Here is a 16,070-nt window from a genome sequence, read left to right on the forward strand (position 1 = left end):
GGTCCACGGCGCGGAGGGGGCGCGGTCATGGGCCCGGCCGGGCGGAGGCGGTCAGGCGCCGGGCTCGACCGACAGGTCCTTGAGGAGTTTGGCGACGTGGCCGGTGGCCTTGACGTTGTACAGGGCGCGCTCGACCTTGCCGTGCTCGTCCACCACGAACGTGGAGCGGATGACGCCCGTCACCGTCTTCCCGTAGAGCTTCTTCTCGCCGAAGGCGCCGTAGGCGGTCAGCACCGACTTCTCCGGGTCGCCGACCAGCGTGACCCGCAGGTTCTCCTTCTCGCGGAACTTCGCGAGCTTCTCCGGCTTGTCCGGGGAGACGCCGATGACCTCGTAGCCGGCCCCGGCCAGCAGGTCGAGGTTGTCGGTGAAGTCGCAGGCCTGCTTGGTGCAGCCCGGGGTGAGGGCGGCCGGGTAGAAGTAGACGATGACCTTGCGGCCGGCGTGGTCGGCGAGGGAGACCGGTGTGCCGTCCGCGTCGGGCAGGGTGAAGGCGGGGGCGGTGTCGCCGGGCTGCAGTCGCTCGCTCATGGTGCCTGGTTCTCCTCGCTGCGGTGGCGGCCGGGGCCCGGGTGGGCCCGCGGCCGGAGGTCTTCCCCGAGATTAGGCGTTCTCCGGCGGGACTGCTCCACGCCCTCGGGACCGCCGGTGGAGAGGCCGGGAGGCCGGGCCCAGGCGGGCCGGGGGCCCGGCGGTGGTGTCACCCGCCCCGGGGCGCGGTGTTCCGGGCGTAGCGGCCGGGGGTGGTGCCCAGGTGCCGTCGGAAGTGGCGGGTGAGGTGCGGCTGGTCGTGGAAGCCGACGGCGGTGGCGACCTCGGCGGGTGGCAGTCCGTCGAGGAGGAGGCGCCGGGCGCGGTCGACACGGCGGGCGGTCAGATACCGGTGGGGTGGGATGCCGAAGGCTGCGGCGAAGGCCCGTACGAGGTGGGTGGGGTGGGCGTGGAGCAGCCGGGCGGCCTCGTCCAGGGTGACGCCGGGGAGCAGGCGTTCGTCGAGGAGGTCCCGCAGGTGGTTGGCGAGGCCGCGGGGCGGGGGCGGGGTGGTGGTGAGGCGGGGCCGCAGATGGCCGTGGAGGCGTTCGGTGATCAGGGCGAGGCGGCTCTCGGCCTCCAGTTCGCCGCCGCGGTGGGCCAGGGCGGTGTGCAGTTCTCCGACGCGGCGGCGCAGCAGGGGGTCCGCGAGGTCGGGGCCGTCCACGGCGGGTCCGATGAAGCGTTCGCCGAGCACGGCCGGGTCCAGGTAGAGAACGCGCTTGCGGAAGCCGTGCGCGGTGGCGGCGGAGCCGTTGTGCGGTACCTGCGGTGGGAGGAGGGAGACGGTGGCGGTGTCGCCGGGGGTGCCGTGCTCGCGGCGGTCGAGGTCGTAGCGGACGGCTCCGTCGTCGACGATCAGCAGGGTCCAGGCGTCGTGGACGTGCATCGGGTAGGCGTGTTCGGTGAGGCGGGCGTGGAGGACTTCGACGACGCCCGGTACCCGCGGGCGCCACGCGGAGATCTGCTGCCGTCGGGGCATGCAAGGAACGTACAAGACGGGGCGCGGGCGGGGTCGGCAGTCTCGGGAGCATGACGAACCGGAACCATCCCGCCGCGGCCGCGGGGTCCGTACCGCCTCCGCCGCCCGTGCGCTTCGACACCAAGATCGCTGTTCTGCTCCGTACGGACCTGGCGGTCTGGCAGCGGTTGAACGTGACCGCGTTCCTGGTCAGCGGAGTCGGTACGGAGCTTCCCGAGGTGATCGGCGAGCCGTATGCGGACGCCGACGGCACGGCGTATCTGCCGATGTTCCGCCAGCCCGTCCTGGTGTTCGAGGGGGAGAAGGAGACGCTGACCGCGGCGCACGGCCGGGCCCTGTCCCGGGCGCTGCCCCGCGCCGTGTTCACCTCTGATCTCTTCGCCACCGGTCATGACGCGGACAACCGGGCTGCCGTGCGGGCCGTGCTGGGGGAGCAGCTCGATCTGGTGGGGCTCGCCGTGTACGGGCCGCGGAACGCGGTCGACAAGGTGGTCAAGGGCGGCCGGATGCACCACTGAGGGCGGCCGGCGTTCGGTTCTCCGGGCGGTGTCCGGCCCGCGTGTCCGGCCCGCGTGTCCGGTCCGTCCCCGGCGCCCGTGTCCCGCCGGGAGGGGGCGGGGCGCCGGCGCGGGCCCGGCCCCGGTGGGCCGTGGGGCAGATGCGGGGTGCGGGAGGTTCGGAGGCCGTCCGATGGCCCCGTCCACCGGGGCCCCCTCGCCCGTCCGCCGCACCGTCGGCCGAACCGCTCGCCCGCCGTCGCGGGTCCCTTGGGGTGCCGGGGCGCGGCACTGGGCAGGAGCTGACAGACTGTCCCCGCCGAGCAGCGCGGACGGAACGACGGAACAGCGATCAACCCCAGGACGACGGAGGCAGACCGGTGTCGGAAGCCAGGACCCCGGCCCAGATCGAGGCGGACATCGCCCGCAGGCGCCAGGAACTCGCCGTGACCCTCGACGAGATCGCGGTGCGCGTGCATCCGCGGACGGTCGCCGAGGACATGAGGGCGAAGGCGGTGTCGGCCGTGGACCGCACGGCCGGTCGGGCCTATGTCGCGGTCAACCGCGCGCTGACCGACGTCCGGGGCACGTTCGTGTCGGAGACGGGCGCCCCGCGGCTGGAGCGGATCGTCCCGGCGGCGGTCGCCGCGGTGGCGGTGGTGGGCCTGCTGCTCACGGTCTCCGCCCGGCGTGACGCGGCGGTCCGCGGGCGCCGGGGCCGTTCCCGCCGGGGCTGAGCACGGACGGGCCGGCCACGGAGCGGGGCGACCGCGGAGCCGGGCCGGCCACGGAGCGCGGAGGGGGCCGTGACGCGGGGCGGTGACGGTCCGCCCCGGGCCCGTGAGGCCGGGGCCCGGGCGGGCAGGTACGGTCGTCGCGTGAGTCAGAACCCTACGCACGATGACAAGTTGCCCATCCGCATGCTGCACGACCGGGTGCTCGTCCGTACCGACATCGCGGAGGGCGAACGCCGGTCCAGCGGCGGCATCGTCATCCCGGCGACCGCCGCGGTCGGCCGCCGCCTGGCCTGGGCCGAGGTCGTGGCGGTGGGGCAGAACGTCCGGACGGTGGAGCCGGGTGACCGGGTGCTCTACGACCCCGAGGACCGCGCCGAGGTCGAGATCCGGGGACTCGCCTATGTGCTGATGCGCGAGCGCGACCTGCACGCCGTGGCGTCCGAGCGGCTGGAGGGCGCGGAGGACTCGACGGGGCTGTATCTCTGAGCCGGAGCTGACGCCGCGCCGACCCGGGGCTGACGCGGAGCTCGGCCAGGGTTGGCCCCGGGGCTGACGCGGAGCCGGGCCGGGGCTGACCCCGGATCTGACGAGAAGCTGGGCCGGGGCCGACGCGGAGCTGGGCCGGGGCTGACCCCGGATCTGACGAGAAGCTGGGCCGGGGCCGTGGCGGGCGGTGGCGTGTCGGGCGGTGGCGGGGCGGGGCCCGCCCGGGCGGTTCCGGGACGGCCTGCCCGAGCGCGGGGCCGCCCCGCCTGGATCTCCGCCTCCGTCCCGGGCCCGGACTTCCCGGGCGGCCGTCGGACCCGTCCCTCCCGGCCCGTCCCTCCCGGCCCGGGCCTGCCCGGCCCAGCCGGCCGGACCCGGGCCGGGACGGACGGCGCGGCCGGAGAGCGGCGCCGGACGGTGGTCAGGGCGGTGCTCCGGACGGGAGGACGGGGGCCGCCCGTCGCGCGCCGCGTCCGAGCCGCCCGTGGCCCCGGCGCCCGGTCACCGCGTCACGTTGCCGCCCGGTCACCTGTCACGTTTCTCCCGTGCCCCGTGCCCCGTGCCCCGTGCCCCGTGCCCCGTGCCCCGTGGTCGGCCCGTCGTGCCCCGTGGCGGGCCGGCCGGGGCCTCACGGCGGCGACCGCAGGTGCCCCTGCCGTCGCCGCCGTTCCTGCCGTCGCCGCCGGCTGCCCCGGCCGCGCGGTCGTCAGCCGGACTCGCGGCTCCAGCGGGCCGCGGCCGCGCCCGCGGTGGAGCCGACGTCCCCGGCTCCACCGTCGCCGCCCGGGCCGCCGTCCCCGCCGCCGGGGCCGCCAGGACCGCCGGGGCCTCCGGTGCCGCCCGTGTCGCCGCCCGGGCCGCCGGTGCCGCCGCCGTCCGTCCCGCCGGTGCCGCCCGTGTCGCCGCCGGTGCTCGTGCCGCCGGTGGGCGCGGGCTGGGTGGGGGAGGGCGGGTCGGTGGTCTCGGGCGGGCCGGGCTCGCCGGAGGTGGTGGGCGTACCGGGGTCGGGCTGCTCCGGGGTGGTGGGGGTCTCGGGTCCGCCGGTCTCGGCACCGCCGGTGGGCCCGGGCGGGCCGGCGTCCGGCGCGCCCGCTCCCTTCATCAGCTTGAGGTCGAACTTCTTCGCTGGGCTGCCCTTGAGCGCGGCGGCGGTGTAGTTGCCCCAGATCTCGGCGGGGTAGCCGCCGCCGTTGATGCGGGGCAGGCCGGTGGCGCCGTAGAGCTTCTTCTGCTCGCCCGTCTCGGAGTCCTGGCCCATCACGGCGACGACGGTGGCCAGGTCGGGGGTGTAGCCGGCGAACCAGGCGGCGCGGTCCTCCTCGGCGGTGCCGGTCTTGCCCGCCGCGGGCCGGCCCGCGGACTTGGCGGCGGTGCCGGAGCCCCTCTCGACGACGCCCTTGAGCACGGAGGTGGTGGTGTCGGCGGCCTGCCGGCTGATGGCGCGGTTGGTCTTCTTCTTCGGAAGGCCGATCTGCTGTTCGCCGCGGGTGACCTTGGTGACGAGGACGGCCTCGCGGTGCTCGCCGTGGTTGGCGAGGGCGGCGTACGCCTCGGTCATGTCCAGGACGCTGGCGGTGGCCACGCCGAGGGCGACGGACGGGTTGGGGTTGAAGTCGGGGGTGTCCTTGGGGACGCCGAGGCCGATGGCGGTGCGGTGGACCTCGGCGGGGCCCACGTCCTGCGCCATCTGCGCGTAGACGGAGTTGACGGACTGGTCGGTGGCCTGGGCGACGGTGAGGTTGCCGTAGTCCTTGTGGTCCTGGTTCTCCGGCTTGTAGCCGGTGGGGCCGGAGGCCGTGCGCACGGGGCGTCCGCTGGTGCCGTCGTAGCGGGCGTTCGGGGTGATGGGGCGGCCGTCGAGGGTCTTGGCGCCGTTGTCGAACGCGGAGGCGAGGACGATCGGCTTGAAGATGGAGCCGACCTGGAAGTCGCGGCGGGTGGCGTTGTTGACGAACTGCTCGGTGTAGTCGATGCCGCCGTAGAGGGCGACGACCTCACCGGTCCCGGGGTCGATCGAGGCGCCGCCGGCGCGCACGTAGTTGTCGACCTTGCGGTTCTTCTTGTCGAGTTTCGACATCAGTTGCTTGTCGACGGCGTCGACGAACGCTTTCTGCCGCTTCGGGTCGATCGTGGTGGTGATGCGGTGGCCGCCCGCTTCGAGGGTCTTCTCGTCGATGACGTCGTGCTGCTGGAGGTACTGCTTGACGGCCTCGACGAGATAGCCGCGCTGGCCGCTCATCCCGGAGGAGGGCCGCCCCTCGGTCGGCTCGGGGAACTCCATGTCCGCGCGTTCGGAGCGCTTCAGCCAGCCCTCGTCGACCATGCCGTCGAGGACGTAGTTCCAGCGGGCCTCCGCCCGCTTCCGGTTCTCCGGGTGGAGGGCGACGTCGTAGTGCGCGGGGGCGTTGACGAGGGTGGCGAGGTAGGCGCCCTCGGCGGGGGTCAGCTTCTCGACGTGCTTGCGGAAGTAGGCGTGCGAGGCGGCCTGGATGCCGTAGGCGCGGCGGCCGAAGTAGCTGGTGTTGAGGTAGCCCTGGAGGATCTCGTCCTTGGACTTCTCGCGGTCGAGTTTGATCGCGATGAAGAACTCCTGGGCCTTGCGGGAGAGGGTCTGCTCCTGGGCCAGGTAGTAGTTCTTCACGTACTGCTGGGTGATGGTGGAGCCGGACTGCTTGCCCTTGCCGGTGGCGGTGTTCCACGCGCCGCGCACCATGGCCTGCGGGTCGACGGCGGCCTCGGAGTAGTAGTCGCGGTCCTCGGCGGCGAGCACGGCGCGCTGCACGTGTTTCGGCACGCGGTCCAGGCTGACGTTCTCCCGGTTGACGTCGCCGTCGACGGCGAGCTGGGAGCCGTCCGCGTAGAGGAAGACGTTGCCCTGCCGGACGGCGGAGGCGTTCGCCGCCGGGATGTCCACCAGCAGATAGCCGGCGGTGAAAGCGCCACCGATGAGGAGGACGAAGCCGAGGGTGCCGAAGAGCACCATGCGCTTCGTGGGCAGGAGACGGCGGACCCCGGTGCGTCGGGGACGGCCCCCGGCGCCCGCGGCACCTGCCGCTCCGTCGCCACCGCCACCGTCACCGTTGCCGTCTCCGCCGTCTCCGCCGTCTCCGGCGTCGCCGCCGGCTCCGTGGCCGTCTCCGGCTCCGCTTCGGCCGTGGGCCCCGGTGGCGCTTCCGGCTCCGGGGCCGGAAGCGGATCCGGTCGCGGGCCCGGCCGTGGATCCGGGCTCGGCGGGTCCGGCCGTGGATCCGGGCTCGGCGGGTCCGGTCCCCATTCCGCCGCGGGCCACGGCCCCGGTCGCGAGCCCGGCGGCCGCCGCGGTGCCGACGGCGGTGCCGAAGCCGGCAGGCGCTGTCCCGATGGGCTTGGTGGCCGCCGTCGCCGGGCCCCCCGCTCCGGCGGCGGTGCCGCCGCCCCCGGTCGCGGGGGCATTGTCATGGCCGGCACCGGCACCCGCCGAAGGGGTACGGCCGGCCGGGACGGCGGGCCCGGGATCGCGGTCGGGACCGGCGCCCGCTCCGGCGCCCAGGGGCGCGCCGCTCACGCCGCTGCCCGCCCCCGCCGCCGCGTCACGGTTCCGGGCCGGGCCCGCGTCCCGGCTCCGGGCCACGCCGGCCGTGGTGCCCCCGTGCGCCCCGCTCAGGTCCGGGGCCGGTTCCGCGTCGGCGTCCGGCTTCGTGCCCGTGCCACGGCCCGTGCTGTCGTCGCGCGTCCGGGCGACGGACGGGAGTTCCGCCGTCTCCGGCCCGCTCGCCGGGCCGGGTCCGGCCCCGGAGACCGTCCCTCCGCGCGGGGTTTCCGTTTCCGTCCTCACGCGGCTGGTCTCCGTCGGCGTTCCCGGGGTTCCCGGGGTTCCCGGGGTTCCGGTGTCCGCGTCCGCGGGCCGGCCGGGGCCGTTCGGGCCGGCGGGGGAGGCCGTGGGGCCCGTGCCGGTGCGCGCAGTTCCGTCCGGGCCCGTCTCCCCGGGGGTGTCCCGTTCCGGGGTGCGTTCCGGCTCGGGTGACGGTTCCCGTTCCGGTTCCCGGGCGGGGGTGTTCTGTTGCTGCGGCACGTCACTCATATGTCTGGGGACTCCTCGGCAGCCGCCGAAGGTTGTACGGCTGCGGGTGACTGTCGGGGCGTTCCGGTCGGCGTGGCCCGGGCCGGCCGGAGGGGGCGAGGGTCTGGGGCACCATCGTTTCCGCGGGCGGGGACGGAGGGTACCGGCGCCGGTGGGCGGGGGATCCGGAGGGCCTCCGGGGCCACCCTTACGGCTGACCCTATGGAGGGAAAACATGCCTTCCGCTCGACCGGCCGGGCGGCTCTTCGCCCGTTCGGCCGGGTCCGGGCGGTCCTGGTGAGGGCGGCCGGCGGGGTGGCGGGCCGGTGCCGTCCGCCGTCCGGCGGGACATTCCGTTTCCGCCCGTTCCGCCCGGCCGCCCGCGCGTGCCCCGGCCCCGGGACCGCTGCCGGGGAGCGGGTGCCGCCGTCACAGGCGGGCGGGCGCGGAGCCCTTGAGGTCGCGGAGGTCGAGGGCGTGGGCCATGGCGCGGAAGCCCTCGTCGCTGGGGTGCAGATGGTCGCCGGAGTCGTAGGCCGGGAGCAGCCGGTGGGGCGCCGCGGGGTCGCGCAGGGCGCGGTCGAAGTCCACGACGGCGTCGAACACGCGGCCGGAGCGGATCGCCTGGTTGACCTGGCGGCGCACGGTCTCCGTCTCCGCGGAGTAGCCGCGGTGACCGCCGAACGGCAGCAGCGTCCCGCCGGTGACGCGGATGCCGCGGCCGTGGGCCTGGCGCACCATCTGCTGAAGCCCCTCGACGATGCGTTCGGCTTCGAGCTGCCGGGGCGTCTTGAGGATGTCGTTGATGCCGAGGTGGAGGACGACGGCCTGGACCTCGCTGCGGGTCAGGACGTCCCGCTCGAAGCGGCTGAGTCCGCTGGGGCCGTTGTTGGGGGAGAAGCGGCTGCCGTCGACGAGGACGCGGTTGCCGCTGATGCCCTGGTTGAGGACGCCGTAGCGGGGCGCGCCGCGCTCCTCGCGGAGCCGCTGGGCGAGGAAGTCGGGCCAGCGGTGGTTGGCGCCCGCGGTGGAGGTGATGCCGTCGGTGATGGAGTCGCCGATGACGACGACGGTGCCCTCGGCCTCCGCGCTGTAGACGTCGACGCCCGTCAGGTAGCGCCAGAAGGGGCTCTGCTCGGTGTAGGCGAAGCCGCGCGGGTCCGCGGTCCGGTCCCCCTCGGCGAGGTAGGAGGTCTGCCGCGCGTAGGGGTGGTAGGTGGCGGGACCGGCCGAGGTGGGCGAGTAGGTGGAGACGAGGAGGTCGGCGGCGGCCGGGACGGCGAACCGCACCGGGTCGCTGACGACCTCCTGGCCCGCGGGGACGGAGACCGCGGGGCGGCCGGCGAAGGTCAGCCGGCGCAGGGAGTCGGAGGCGGCGGTCGGGTTGCTGGGCGCGGCGGCCAGCGCGACGGACGCGGCGGTGATGGAGAGCGGCCGGGTGCCGTAGAGGTTGGAGAGCCGGACGCGGACCCCGGTGCCGCCGACACTGGTGTGGACGACGTTGCGGATGGACTTCCCGGCGTGGCCGTGGAGGGAGTTCGGCTCGGCGGCGGCGGGCGCCGCGGACCAGGTGCCGACCCAGCGGCCGGTGGCGGCGGGGGCGGCGGAATTGTTGCCGCCGTTGCCGTTGCCGTTGCCGTTGCCGTGGGCGCTGGCGCCGTTGTTGTTGTGCTGCGGGCGGGTGGCGGCGGCCGGGTCGCCCCCGGACCGGGCGCCGCCCACGCCGACGTAGATCCCGACGGAGATGAGTACCACCACGGCCGCGAGGGCGGCGAGCAGGGCAGAACCGTTCCGCTTGGTCACGCGCGGTGTGTCTCCTCGTGCGAGGGAGCCAGGGGCCCCCGGTCTGTTCCGTTCCCGGTCGGCGGCTGCGAGTTGGCCCTCTCCGCCGGGGTTCTCCATGCTCCCATGGGGAGATCACGGATCGTCGGGGGGCCGGGTTGGCCGGCCTCCGCAGGGGTAGACGCATCCGGCTGTGGGTGCGTTCCACCCGGGCCGGTACGGGGACAATGTCACGGAGGACAGGCGTGGGCGGGCGGAGCGAATGGTGCGGACACGGCGGACACGGCGGCGGACGGGCCCGGGCGCACCGGCCGGACCGGGGGAACCGGTGACACCGGGCACCCGGCCGGGCGGTGACGACGCCTCCGGGGCGGAGCGCGCCGCCCCCGGCGCGGCGGCCGGGCCGGGCCCCGCGAGCGTCCGCAGCATGACCGACTTCAGCGCCCTCGACGAGGAGAAGCGGCGCGGCGTCCGGCGGATGAAGGCCACCGCGACCGGCCTGCTGCTCCTCGTCGCCGTCGTCTACGTGCTGGCCGAGTGGGCGCACTCCCGCGGGGCCGGTGCCTGGGCGGGCTATGTGGCGGCGGCGGCCGAGGCGGGCATGGTGGGCGCCCTCGCCGACTGGTTCGCGGTCACGGCCCTCTTCCGTCACCCCCTCGGGCTGCCGATCCCGCACACGGCGATCATCCCCACCAAGAAGGACGTCCTGGGCCGCTCGCTGGGCGACTTCGTCGGGGAGAACTTCCTCTCCGGCGACGTCGTGCGGGAGCGGCTGCGCTCCGTGGGCATCAGCCGCCGCCTGGGTGGCTGGCTCGCCGAACCCGCCAACGCCGACCGCGTCACGGCCGAGCTGGCCACGGCGCTGCGCGGCGCGCTCACCGTCCTGCGCGACTCCGATGTGCAGGCCGTGGTCGGGGAGGCGATCACGCGCCGCGCGGAGAGCCGCGAGATCGCCCCGTCGCTGGGCGCGATGCTCGACAAGGTCGTCACGGACGGCGGTCACCACCGGCTGGTCGATCTGGTGTGCGTCCGCGCGCACGACTGGCTGGTGGACCACAACACGTCGGTGATGACGGCCGTCGCGGGCGGCGCGCCGGGCTGGACCCCGCGGTTCGTGGACCGCAAGGTCGGCGAGCGCGTCTACAAGGAACTCCTGCGCTTCTTCCGTGAGATGCGCGACATGCCGGACCACCCGGCCCGCGGCGCCGTCGACCGTTTCCTGACGGACTTCGCGGCGGATCTGCGCGACGAGCCCGACACCCGCCTGCGCGTGGAGCGCTTCAAGAACGACTTCCTCCGCCGGGACGAGGTGCAGGACCTGATCGCCTCCACCTGGAACGCGGTCCGCCGCATGGTCGTGGCCGCCGCGGAGGACGAGCGGAGCGAGCTGCGCACCCGGGCGCGGGCGGGGCTGCTGTCGCTGGGCGCGCGGATGTCGACCGACGCGCGGCTGCGCGCCAAGGTGGACGGCTGGCTGGAGGACGCGGCGGTGTACATCGTCAGCACGTACCGCGACGAGATCACCTCGCTGATCACGGAGACGGTGGCGAGCTGGGACGCCGAGCACACCTCCAGGAAGATCGAGGCCCACATCGGCCGCGACCTCCAGTTCATCCGGATCAACGGCACGGTGGTCGGTGCCCTGGCGGGACTGGTGATCTACACCGTCACCCAGGCGATCGGGGGCTGACGGGTCCTCGCCCGGCCGCGCCACCCCCTCCGTGGGTGCGCCTACCCGCGCGGCAGAGCGGCCCGCACCCGCCGCCGTGGCGGCTGGACGAGCCGCAGCCCCATCTCCACCATCGCCCAGCCCACCCGGCTGCGGGCCCGCAGCCGCAGGGACGGCGGGCCGGGGCGCTGTGCCAGGGTGCCGCGGGCCTGTGGTCCGGACGGCTCGCCCGGCGCCGGGCCCCCGGACAGCGGCGTGACCAGATGGGTGGCGGCGGCCTCGTCCCACAACTCCCCGGCGCGCAGCGCGTGGAGCCGCAGATGGATATCGCAGTGCATGAACGGTCCTCCAGGGGAACGGCGGTGGGCGGCGGCGGACGGTGGTCACGTGTGACGGCGGACGGCGGACGGTGGTCACGTTCGGAGCCACCTGGCAGCCGGGCAGAGGGACGGCCCCGGCGGGACGCACCGGCAGGCCGGCACCGGCACCCTGTCTCTCCCGGGGCTCCAGGGCTCCGGGGCTCCGGGCACGACTCGGCAGCCGGAAGCGGTGCGGCGGACGCCGCGTCTCCAGGCTCCGACCAGCCTGCCGTCCGCCCCATGACTCTGGCGAAGGGTTTTCCGCGCCGGCGCCGGGGACGGCCCCGCGCCGCCCGGCTCCCCGGCCGCCTCCGCCCACCGCCGCGGTTCGGCCGGTACGCGCCGCCGTGGTTCGGCCGGCGGCCTTCGTCGCGCCGCAGCGCGCCCGGGCGGGACGGCGGCCCTGGAGAAGCTCCTGACCGGCGCCGTACGCGGTGGCGCCCAGGGTTCCGATGAGCGAGCTTGACTTCAAGCGCTTGAAGTATCGGAGGCTTCCCCCATGGCATCGGCGACCGGAGAACAAACCGACCTGACCATCCAGCAGATGGCCCGACGCTCAGGATTCAGTGGGCCCACACTGCGCTACTACGAGCAGATCGGTCTGCTGGGGGTGGTCGCCCGGGACGAGTCCAGTGGCCACCGCCGTTACGGGCCGGCGACCGTGGAACGCGTCGAGGCGCTGTCCTGCCTGCGTTCGGCGGGGATGACCGTCAGCGGAATGCGCCGCTACCTCGACCTGCTCGCCGAGGGGGATTCCGCCGCGGCCGAAACGCGGGACCTGTTCGCCTCGCAGGCGGACAGGCTGGCCGCCGATATCGAGCAGCTTCAACTCCGCCTGGTCTATCTGCGCGGCAAAGCGCGCCTGTGGGACGCCCGCGTGCGCGGGGACGCAGACGCCGAAAAGCAGGCGATCGCCGAGGTCACACGCGTAATGGACCACATCTTCTCAACTGAGGGACCTGGCATATGAGCACAGAGAGTACGGCCGCCTCCGCCTTCGAAGGCGAGACGGTGCTCGTCACCGGTGGTACGGGATTCGTCGGCAGTCATGCGATCGTCCGGCTGATCGGCGAGGGGTATCGGGTCCGGGTGACGGTCCGGGAGTCCGCACAGGAGGCCGGGGTCCTGGCCGCACTCCACCAGGCCGCGGTCGATCCGGCCGGCCGGCTGGAGTTCGTCGTCGCCGACCTCGGCGCCGACCGTGGCTGGGTGGACGCCATGGACGGGGTCAGCCACGTCCTGCACCACGCGTCGCCCTTCCCCTTCACCCCGCCCGAGACGGAGGAGGAACTCATCCGCCCCGCCCGCGACGGTACGCTGCGCGTCCTCGCCGCGGCACGGAAAGCCGGGATCCCGAGGGTCGTGATGACGTCCTCCTACGCCGCGGTCGGGTACACGCTCAAGCCCGACGACCACTACTCGGAGGCGGACTGGACCGACCCGGACACCGAGGGCCTGCCCGCCTACCACAAGTCGAAGGTGCTGGCCGAGCGCGCCGCCTGGGACTACGTCCACGCCCACGGAGACATCGAGCTGACGGTCGTCAACCCCACCGGGATCTTCGGTCCCCAGCTGGGCAACCGCCCCTCCGCCTCCGTCGGTCTGGTCAAGGGCATGCTGACCGGGCAGATGCCGGTGGTGCCGATCATGTACTTCGGCGTCGTCGACGTACGCGACGTCGTGGACCTGCACCTGCGCGCCATGCTGCATCCGGGGGCGGCGGGCGAACGCTTCATCGCCGTCGGCGGGCCGGCGATCAGCCTCCTCGGCATGGCACAGATCCTGCGCGAGCACTTCCCCACCGCAGCCCATCTGCTGCCTGCCACGGAACTCACCATCGAGCAGGTACGCGAGGCCGCCAAGACCGAACCGTCTCTTCGCGACGCCGCGGCCCTGCACGGCCGGATCCCCGTCATCAGTGACGACAAGGCCCGTTCGCTGCTCGGCTGGGATCCCCGCGACATCACCGAGACGATCGTGGCCACGGCGGACGGCCAGATCCGGCTGGGCCTGGACCTGCCCCAGGACGCCGGCCCCGGTCGTGACTGCGACAGGAAGGCGAAACCGGTGCGGGCCGGCGCGCCGGCCGGTGAGGCGACCACCCGGCGAGCAACCCACGGTCCCCCCGGAGACGGCCGCCGGTCTGCCGCCCTCACGTGGCGGAGCAGCGGCCCGGTACGCCATCGGCACGTCCACCCGCACCGGTCACCCGCCCGTCCGGCCGTACTCCCCTCCTGCGTCCCGACCGAGGAACGTCCCATGAACGCCCTTTTCCACAGCCCTTTCGACCGCCACTCGACCGCCTCCCAGGTGATCGACGGCGTCGACCTCTCCGGCAGGCGCGCTGTCATCACCGGTGCCACCTCCGGCATCGGGGTGGAGACCGCCCGCGCACTGGCGGCCGCCGGCGCCGAGGTCACCCTCGCGGTCCGGCGTCCCGACGCGGGAGAGCAGGTCGCGGCGGACCTGCGCACCAAGACCGGTAACGATGCCATCCACGTCGCCCGCGTGGACGTGGCGGACCTGGCATCGGTGACCGCGTTCACCGACGCCTGGGCCGGCCCCCTGCACATCCTGATCAACAATGCCGGGATCATGATGCCTCCGGAGCTCGAGCGGGGGATCCGCGGCCACGAGCAGCAGTTCGCCACCAACTACCTGGGGCACTTCGCCCTGGCGCTGGGCTTGCACGCGGCACTCGCCGACGCCGGCGGAGCGCGCATGGTGACCGTGTCGTCCAGCGGCCACCTGTTCTCCCCGGTCGTCTTCGACGACCTCGACTACCGGTTCCGTCCCTATGACGCGCTCGGCGCCTACGGCCAGTCCAAGACCGCCGGGGTGCTCCTGGCCGTCGAGGCGGACCGGCGCTGGTCGAGCGAGGGAATCAGGGCGAACGCGCTGCATCCCGGGGCGATCGCGACCAACCTCCAGCGGCACACCGGCGGGCTGAAGACCCCCGAGCCCTACCGCAAGACCGTCGAGCAGGGTGCGGCGACCTCGGTGTTCCTCGCCGCCTCCCCCCTGGTCGAGGGCGTGGGCGGCCGCTATTTCGAGGACGTCAACGAGGCTCCGCAGGTCACCTCCCGGCCCACGCGACTCGGCGTCCCCGCTGTGGCGGCGTATGCGCTGGACGGGGTGAACGCCCAGCGGCTGTGGGACCTGGGTACCGGCATCCTGCGCTGAGCCCGCGAACAGGACCGAAGACACCACCGAAGACACCACCGAAGACAACACCGCGACGAAAGCAGCGTCATGACCATCATCAAGCGAGTCGGTTTCATCGGGCTCGGCGACCAAGGCGGTCCCATGGCCACGGCGATCGGTGAACAGGGCTTCGAACTGCATGTATGGGCACGCCGCCCCGCTTCGCTGGCGGCCGTGGCCGCCGTGCCGCACACCGTGCACGGCACGGCGGCCGGCCTGGCGGGTTCCGTGGAGCTGATCGCGCTCTGCCTGCGGGACGATGCCGACATCTGGAACCTGCTGGATGATCGGCACTTCCTGGAAGCCGTCGCGCCCGGCACGATCCTCGTCAGCCACGGCACCGGTGACCCGGGACAGGCCCGGCGCATCAGCGCGCGGGTCGCCGAGTCCGGTGCGGTCTATCTGGAGGCCCCGGTCAGCGGTGGCGGCCCGGGCGCCCGCGCCCGCACCCTGACCACGTTCGCCGGCGGGCCCGCCGACGCCTTCGAAGCCGCGCGTCCCGTGTTCGTGGCGTTCAGCGACACGGTGCGGCTGATGGGACCGGTCGGAGCCGGGCAGGTCACCAAGCTGTTCAACAACGCGCTGGCCATCACCAACATGAAGAACGCCGAAGACGTCCTCGCCCTGGCCGGGCGGGTCGGTCTCGACCTGCCCGCCCTGATCGACGTCGTCGGCTCGAGCAGCGGCGGCAGCGCGGCACTGCGCGCCCTCGGCGAGGACATCACCCCCGACCTCGCCGAACACGTGCACCACCTGATGCGCAAGGACATGCGGCACTTCGCCGACGCCGTCCGTGAACGGGGCGCAGACCCCCAAGAGGTCCTCGAACGCGGCCTCGCCGGTGCGGCCGGACTGGTCCAGGGCGCCCGCCTGGTCGCGCGGTCAAGGACCGTTGAAGGCCATGGCCGGCCCTGATCATCCGGCGTGAGCGGCATGCTCCGCCGGCCATGCCTCGAAGGTCCGGTGACCCCGTTCGCCCGGCCCGGCACCGATCCGGCCGACGCGCCCCTGCGCATCACTCCCACGAGGCACCCTCGGAGGATCAGCGCCCACCGCGGGTCGCCCCTGGAGGGGGGCCGGTGTCCGGGATGACGGCGTGCAGGCCGACCGCGAGGGATGTCAGGAGCAGCCTCAGCCGTGGGGCGAAGTCAAAGGCGACATGGCCCCATTCGGGCACCTGCTCGTAGAGCGCGGCGAGGGTGGGCGTCGGGTGGGACACCTGCCACCCGGTCGAGGCCAGCGCGAGGGTCGCCGCGAGGAGCCCGCGCAGCTGGTCCGGGGTCATCGAGCTCACGCGGCCGAGATGGTCCACGATCGCGTCGTACGCGGCGAACGACGCGGTCTTGTACCGGCGCGCGCGCTCCATGTCGACGTCGCCCTCCAGCGTCAACGTGACATGGGTGAGGAGGTCGCAGAAGACCGGCAGCCCGGTGATCGTGTCCGTGACGGCGCCGGCGACGTCCTCCGGGCCGAGACCGGCTCGCCGGGCCACCGCCTCGGCGATCGCGGCCCGCCACTGGCCCCAGCCGCGCTCTGCGAGCTCGAGCAACAGCTCTTCTCTGCTCGAGTAGTACCGGCGCACACCGGTGCGGTGCAGGCCCGCACGCTCGGTGACCGCCTGCACGGTGACGAACCGGACGCCGCCGAGCTCCGTCGCCAGTGCCTCCGCGGCCCGCAGCAGATCCTCCGACCGTTGCGCTTTGTCCTGCGCGGACCGTGCTCGCTCCTTCATGACGAGAACTGTAACGCACGCAGTGATGCGCTAAGCGGTCCGGCCGTGCTAC

13 protein-coding genes and 1 pseudogene are annotated in these 16,070 nt (G+C 74.2%); 8 read left to right on the plus strand and 6 right to left on the minus strand.

Annotation, left to right across the window (positions count from 1 at the left end; genetic code table 11):
- Positions 1–51: 51 nt before the first annotated feature.
- Positions 52–531, minus strand: coding sequence for a thioredoxin-dependent thiol peroxidase (gene bcp / locus HCK00_RS15130; RefSeq protein WP_168102461.1), 480 nt, complete (start codon positions 529–531; stop codon positions 52–54).
- A 169-nt stretch (positions 532–700) separates the two neighbouring features.
- The gene (locus tag HCK00_RS15135) at positions 701–1,513 is read right to left on the minus strand and encodes a helix-turn-helix transcriptional regulator (RefSeq protein WP_168102462.1); all 813 of its coding nucleotides are present in this window, start codon (positions 1,511–1,513) and stop codon (positions 701–703) included.
- Positions 1,514–1,563: 50 nt separating this feature from the next.
- Here HCK00_RS15135 and HCK00_RS15140 point away from each other — a divergent pair, with 50 nt between their 5' ends.
- The 3 genes from HCK00_RS15140 (at position 1,564) to HCK00_RS15150 (ending at position 3,233) form a co-directional block, all read left to right on the plus strand.
- Positions 1,564–2,031, plus strand: a complete 468-nt coding sequence (locus tag HCK00_RS15140; RefSeq protein WP_168102463.1) for a DUF2000 domain-containing protein — start codon at positions 1,564–1,566, stop codon at positions 2,029–2,031.
- A 359-nt stretch (positions 2,032–2,390) separates the two neighbouring features.
- Positions 2,391–2,747 carry a DUF3618 domain-containing protein gene (locus HCK00_RS27660; protein WP_168102464.1) on the plus strand — a complete coding sequence of 119 codons (357 nt, stop codon included), beginning with the start codon at positions 2,391–2,393 and terminating at the stop codon, positions 2,745–2,747.
- Positions 2,748–2,888: 141 nt separating this feature from the next.
- Positions 2,889–3,233, plus strand: coding sequence for a GroES family chaperonin (locus HCK00_RS15150; protein WP_512700807.1), 345 nt, complete (start codon positions 2,889–2,891; stop codon positions 3,231–3,233).
- 706 nt (positions 3,234–3,939) lie between these two features.
- On the opposite strand, the gene HCK00_RS15155 is transcribed toward HCK00_RS15150, so the two are convergent.
- Together HCK00_RS15155 and HCK00_RS15160 are read right to left on the minus strand one after the other, a co-directional pair.
- Entirely contained in the window at positions 3,940–6,216 is a 2,277-nt protein-coding gene (locus HCK00_RS15155; RefSeq protein ID WP_311765335.1) for a transglycosylase domain-containing protein, read from the minus strand.
- Positions 6,217–7,701: 1,485 nt separating this feature from the next.
- Positions 7,702–9,075, minus strand: coding sequence for an SGNH/GDSL hydrolase family protein (locus HCK00_RS15160; RefSeq protein WP_311765336.1), 1,374 nt, complete (start codon positions 9,073–9,075; stop codon positions 7,702–7,704).
- A 241-nt stretch (positions 9,076–9,316) separates the two neighbouring features.
- Between HCK00_RS15160 and HCK00_RS15165 the strand changes: the two genes are divergently transcribed.
- On the plus strand, positions 9,317–10,744 hold the full coding sequence (locus HCK00_RS15165) for a DUF445 domain-containing protein (RefSeq protein WP_168102467.1): 1,428 nt from the start codon (positions 9,317–9,319) through the stop codon (positions 10,742–10,744).
- A gap of 41 nt (positions 10,745–10,785) precedes the next feature.
- Here the strand turns inward: HCK00_RS15165 and HCK00_RS15170 are convergent, their stop codons facing one another.
- Positions 10,786–11,061: a hypothetical protein gene (locus HCK00_RS15170; RefSeq protein WP_168102468.1), complete on the minus strand. Its 276-nt coding sequence runs from the start codon at positions 11,059–11,061 to the stop codon at positions 10,786–10,788.
- Between the two features lie 520 nt (positions 11,062–11,581).
- Between HCK00_RS15170 and HCK00_RS15175 the strand changes: the two genes are divergently transcribed.
- The 4 genes and pseudogenes from HCK00_RS15175 to HCK00_RS15190 all read left to right on the plus strand — a co-directional run bounded on the left by HCK00_RS15175 (position 11,582) and on the right by HCK00_RS15190 (position 15,201).
- Positions 11,582–12,052, plus strand: coding sequence for a MerR family transcriptional regulator (locus HCK00_RS15175; RefSeq protein WP_168102469.1), 471 nt, complete (start codon positions 11,582–11,584; stop codon positions 12,050–12,052).
- Positions 12,049–12,792 (plus strand): annotated as a pseudogene (locus tag HCK00_RS15180) (NAD-dependent epimerase/dehydratase family protein); the annotation flags it as partial. The gene HCK00_RS15175 and the pseudogene HCK00_RS15180, both read left to right, overlap by 4 nt.
- Positions 12,793–13,341: 549 nt before the next feature.
- A complete protein-coding gene (locus HCK00_RS15185) occupies positions 13,342–14,265 on the plus strand; it encodes an SDR family NAD(P)-dependent oxidoreductase (RefSeq protein ID WP_168102541.1) in 924 nt (307 codons plus the stop codon).
- A 69-nt stretch (positions 14,266–14,334) separates the two neighbouring features.
- Positions 14,335–15,201 (plus strand): NAD(P)-dependent oxidoreductase, encoded by an 867-nt coding sequence (locus HCK00_RS15190; RefSeq protein ID WP_168102470.1) that lies wholly within the window; start codon positions 14,335–14,337, stop codon positions 15,199–15,201.
- Positions 15,202–15,328: 127 nt separating this feature from the next.
- Here HCK00_RS15190 and HCK00_RS15195 read toward each other — a convergent pair whose 3' ends face one another.
- Entirely contained in the window at positions 15,329–16,018 is a 690-nt protein-coding gene (locus HCK00_RS15195; RefSeq protein WP_168102471.1) for a TetR/AcrR family transcriptional regulator, read from the minus strand.
- Between the last annotated feature and the right edge of the window lie 52 nt (positions 16,019–16,070).

The sequence above is a fragment of the Streptomyces zingiberis genome (assembly GCF_012034935.1).
Classification (GTDB): Bacteria; Actinomycetota; Actinomycetes; order Streptomycetales; family Streptomycetaceae; genus Streptomyces; species Streptomyces zingiberis.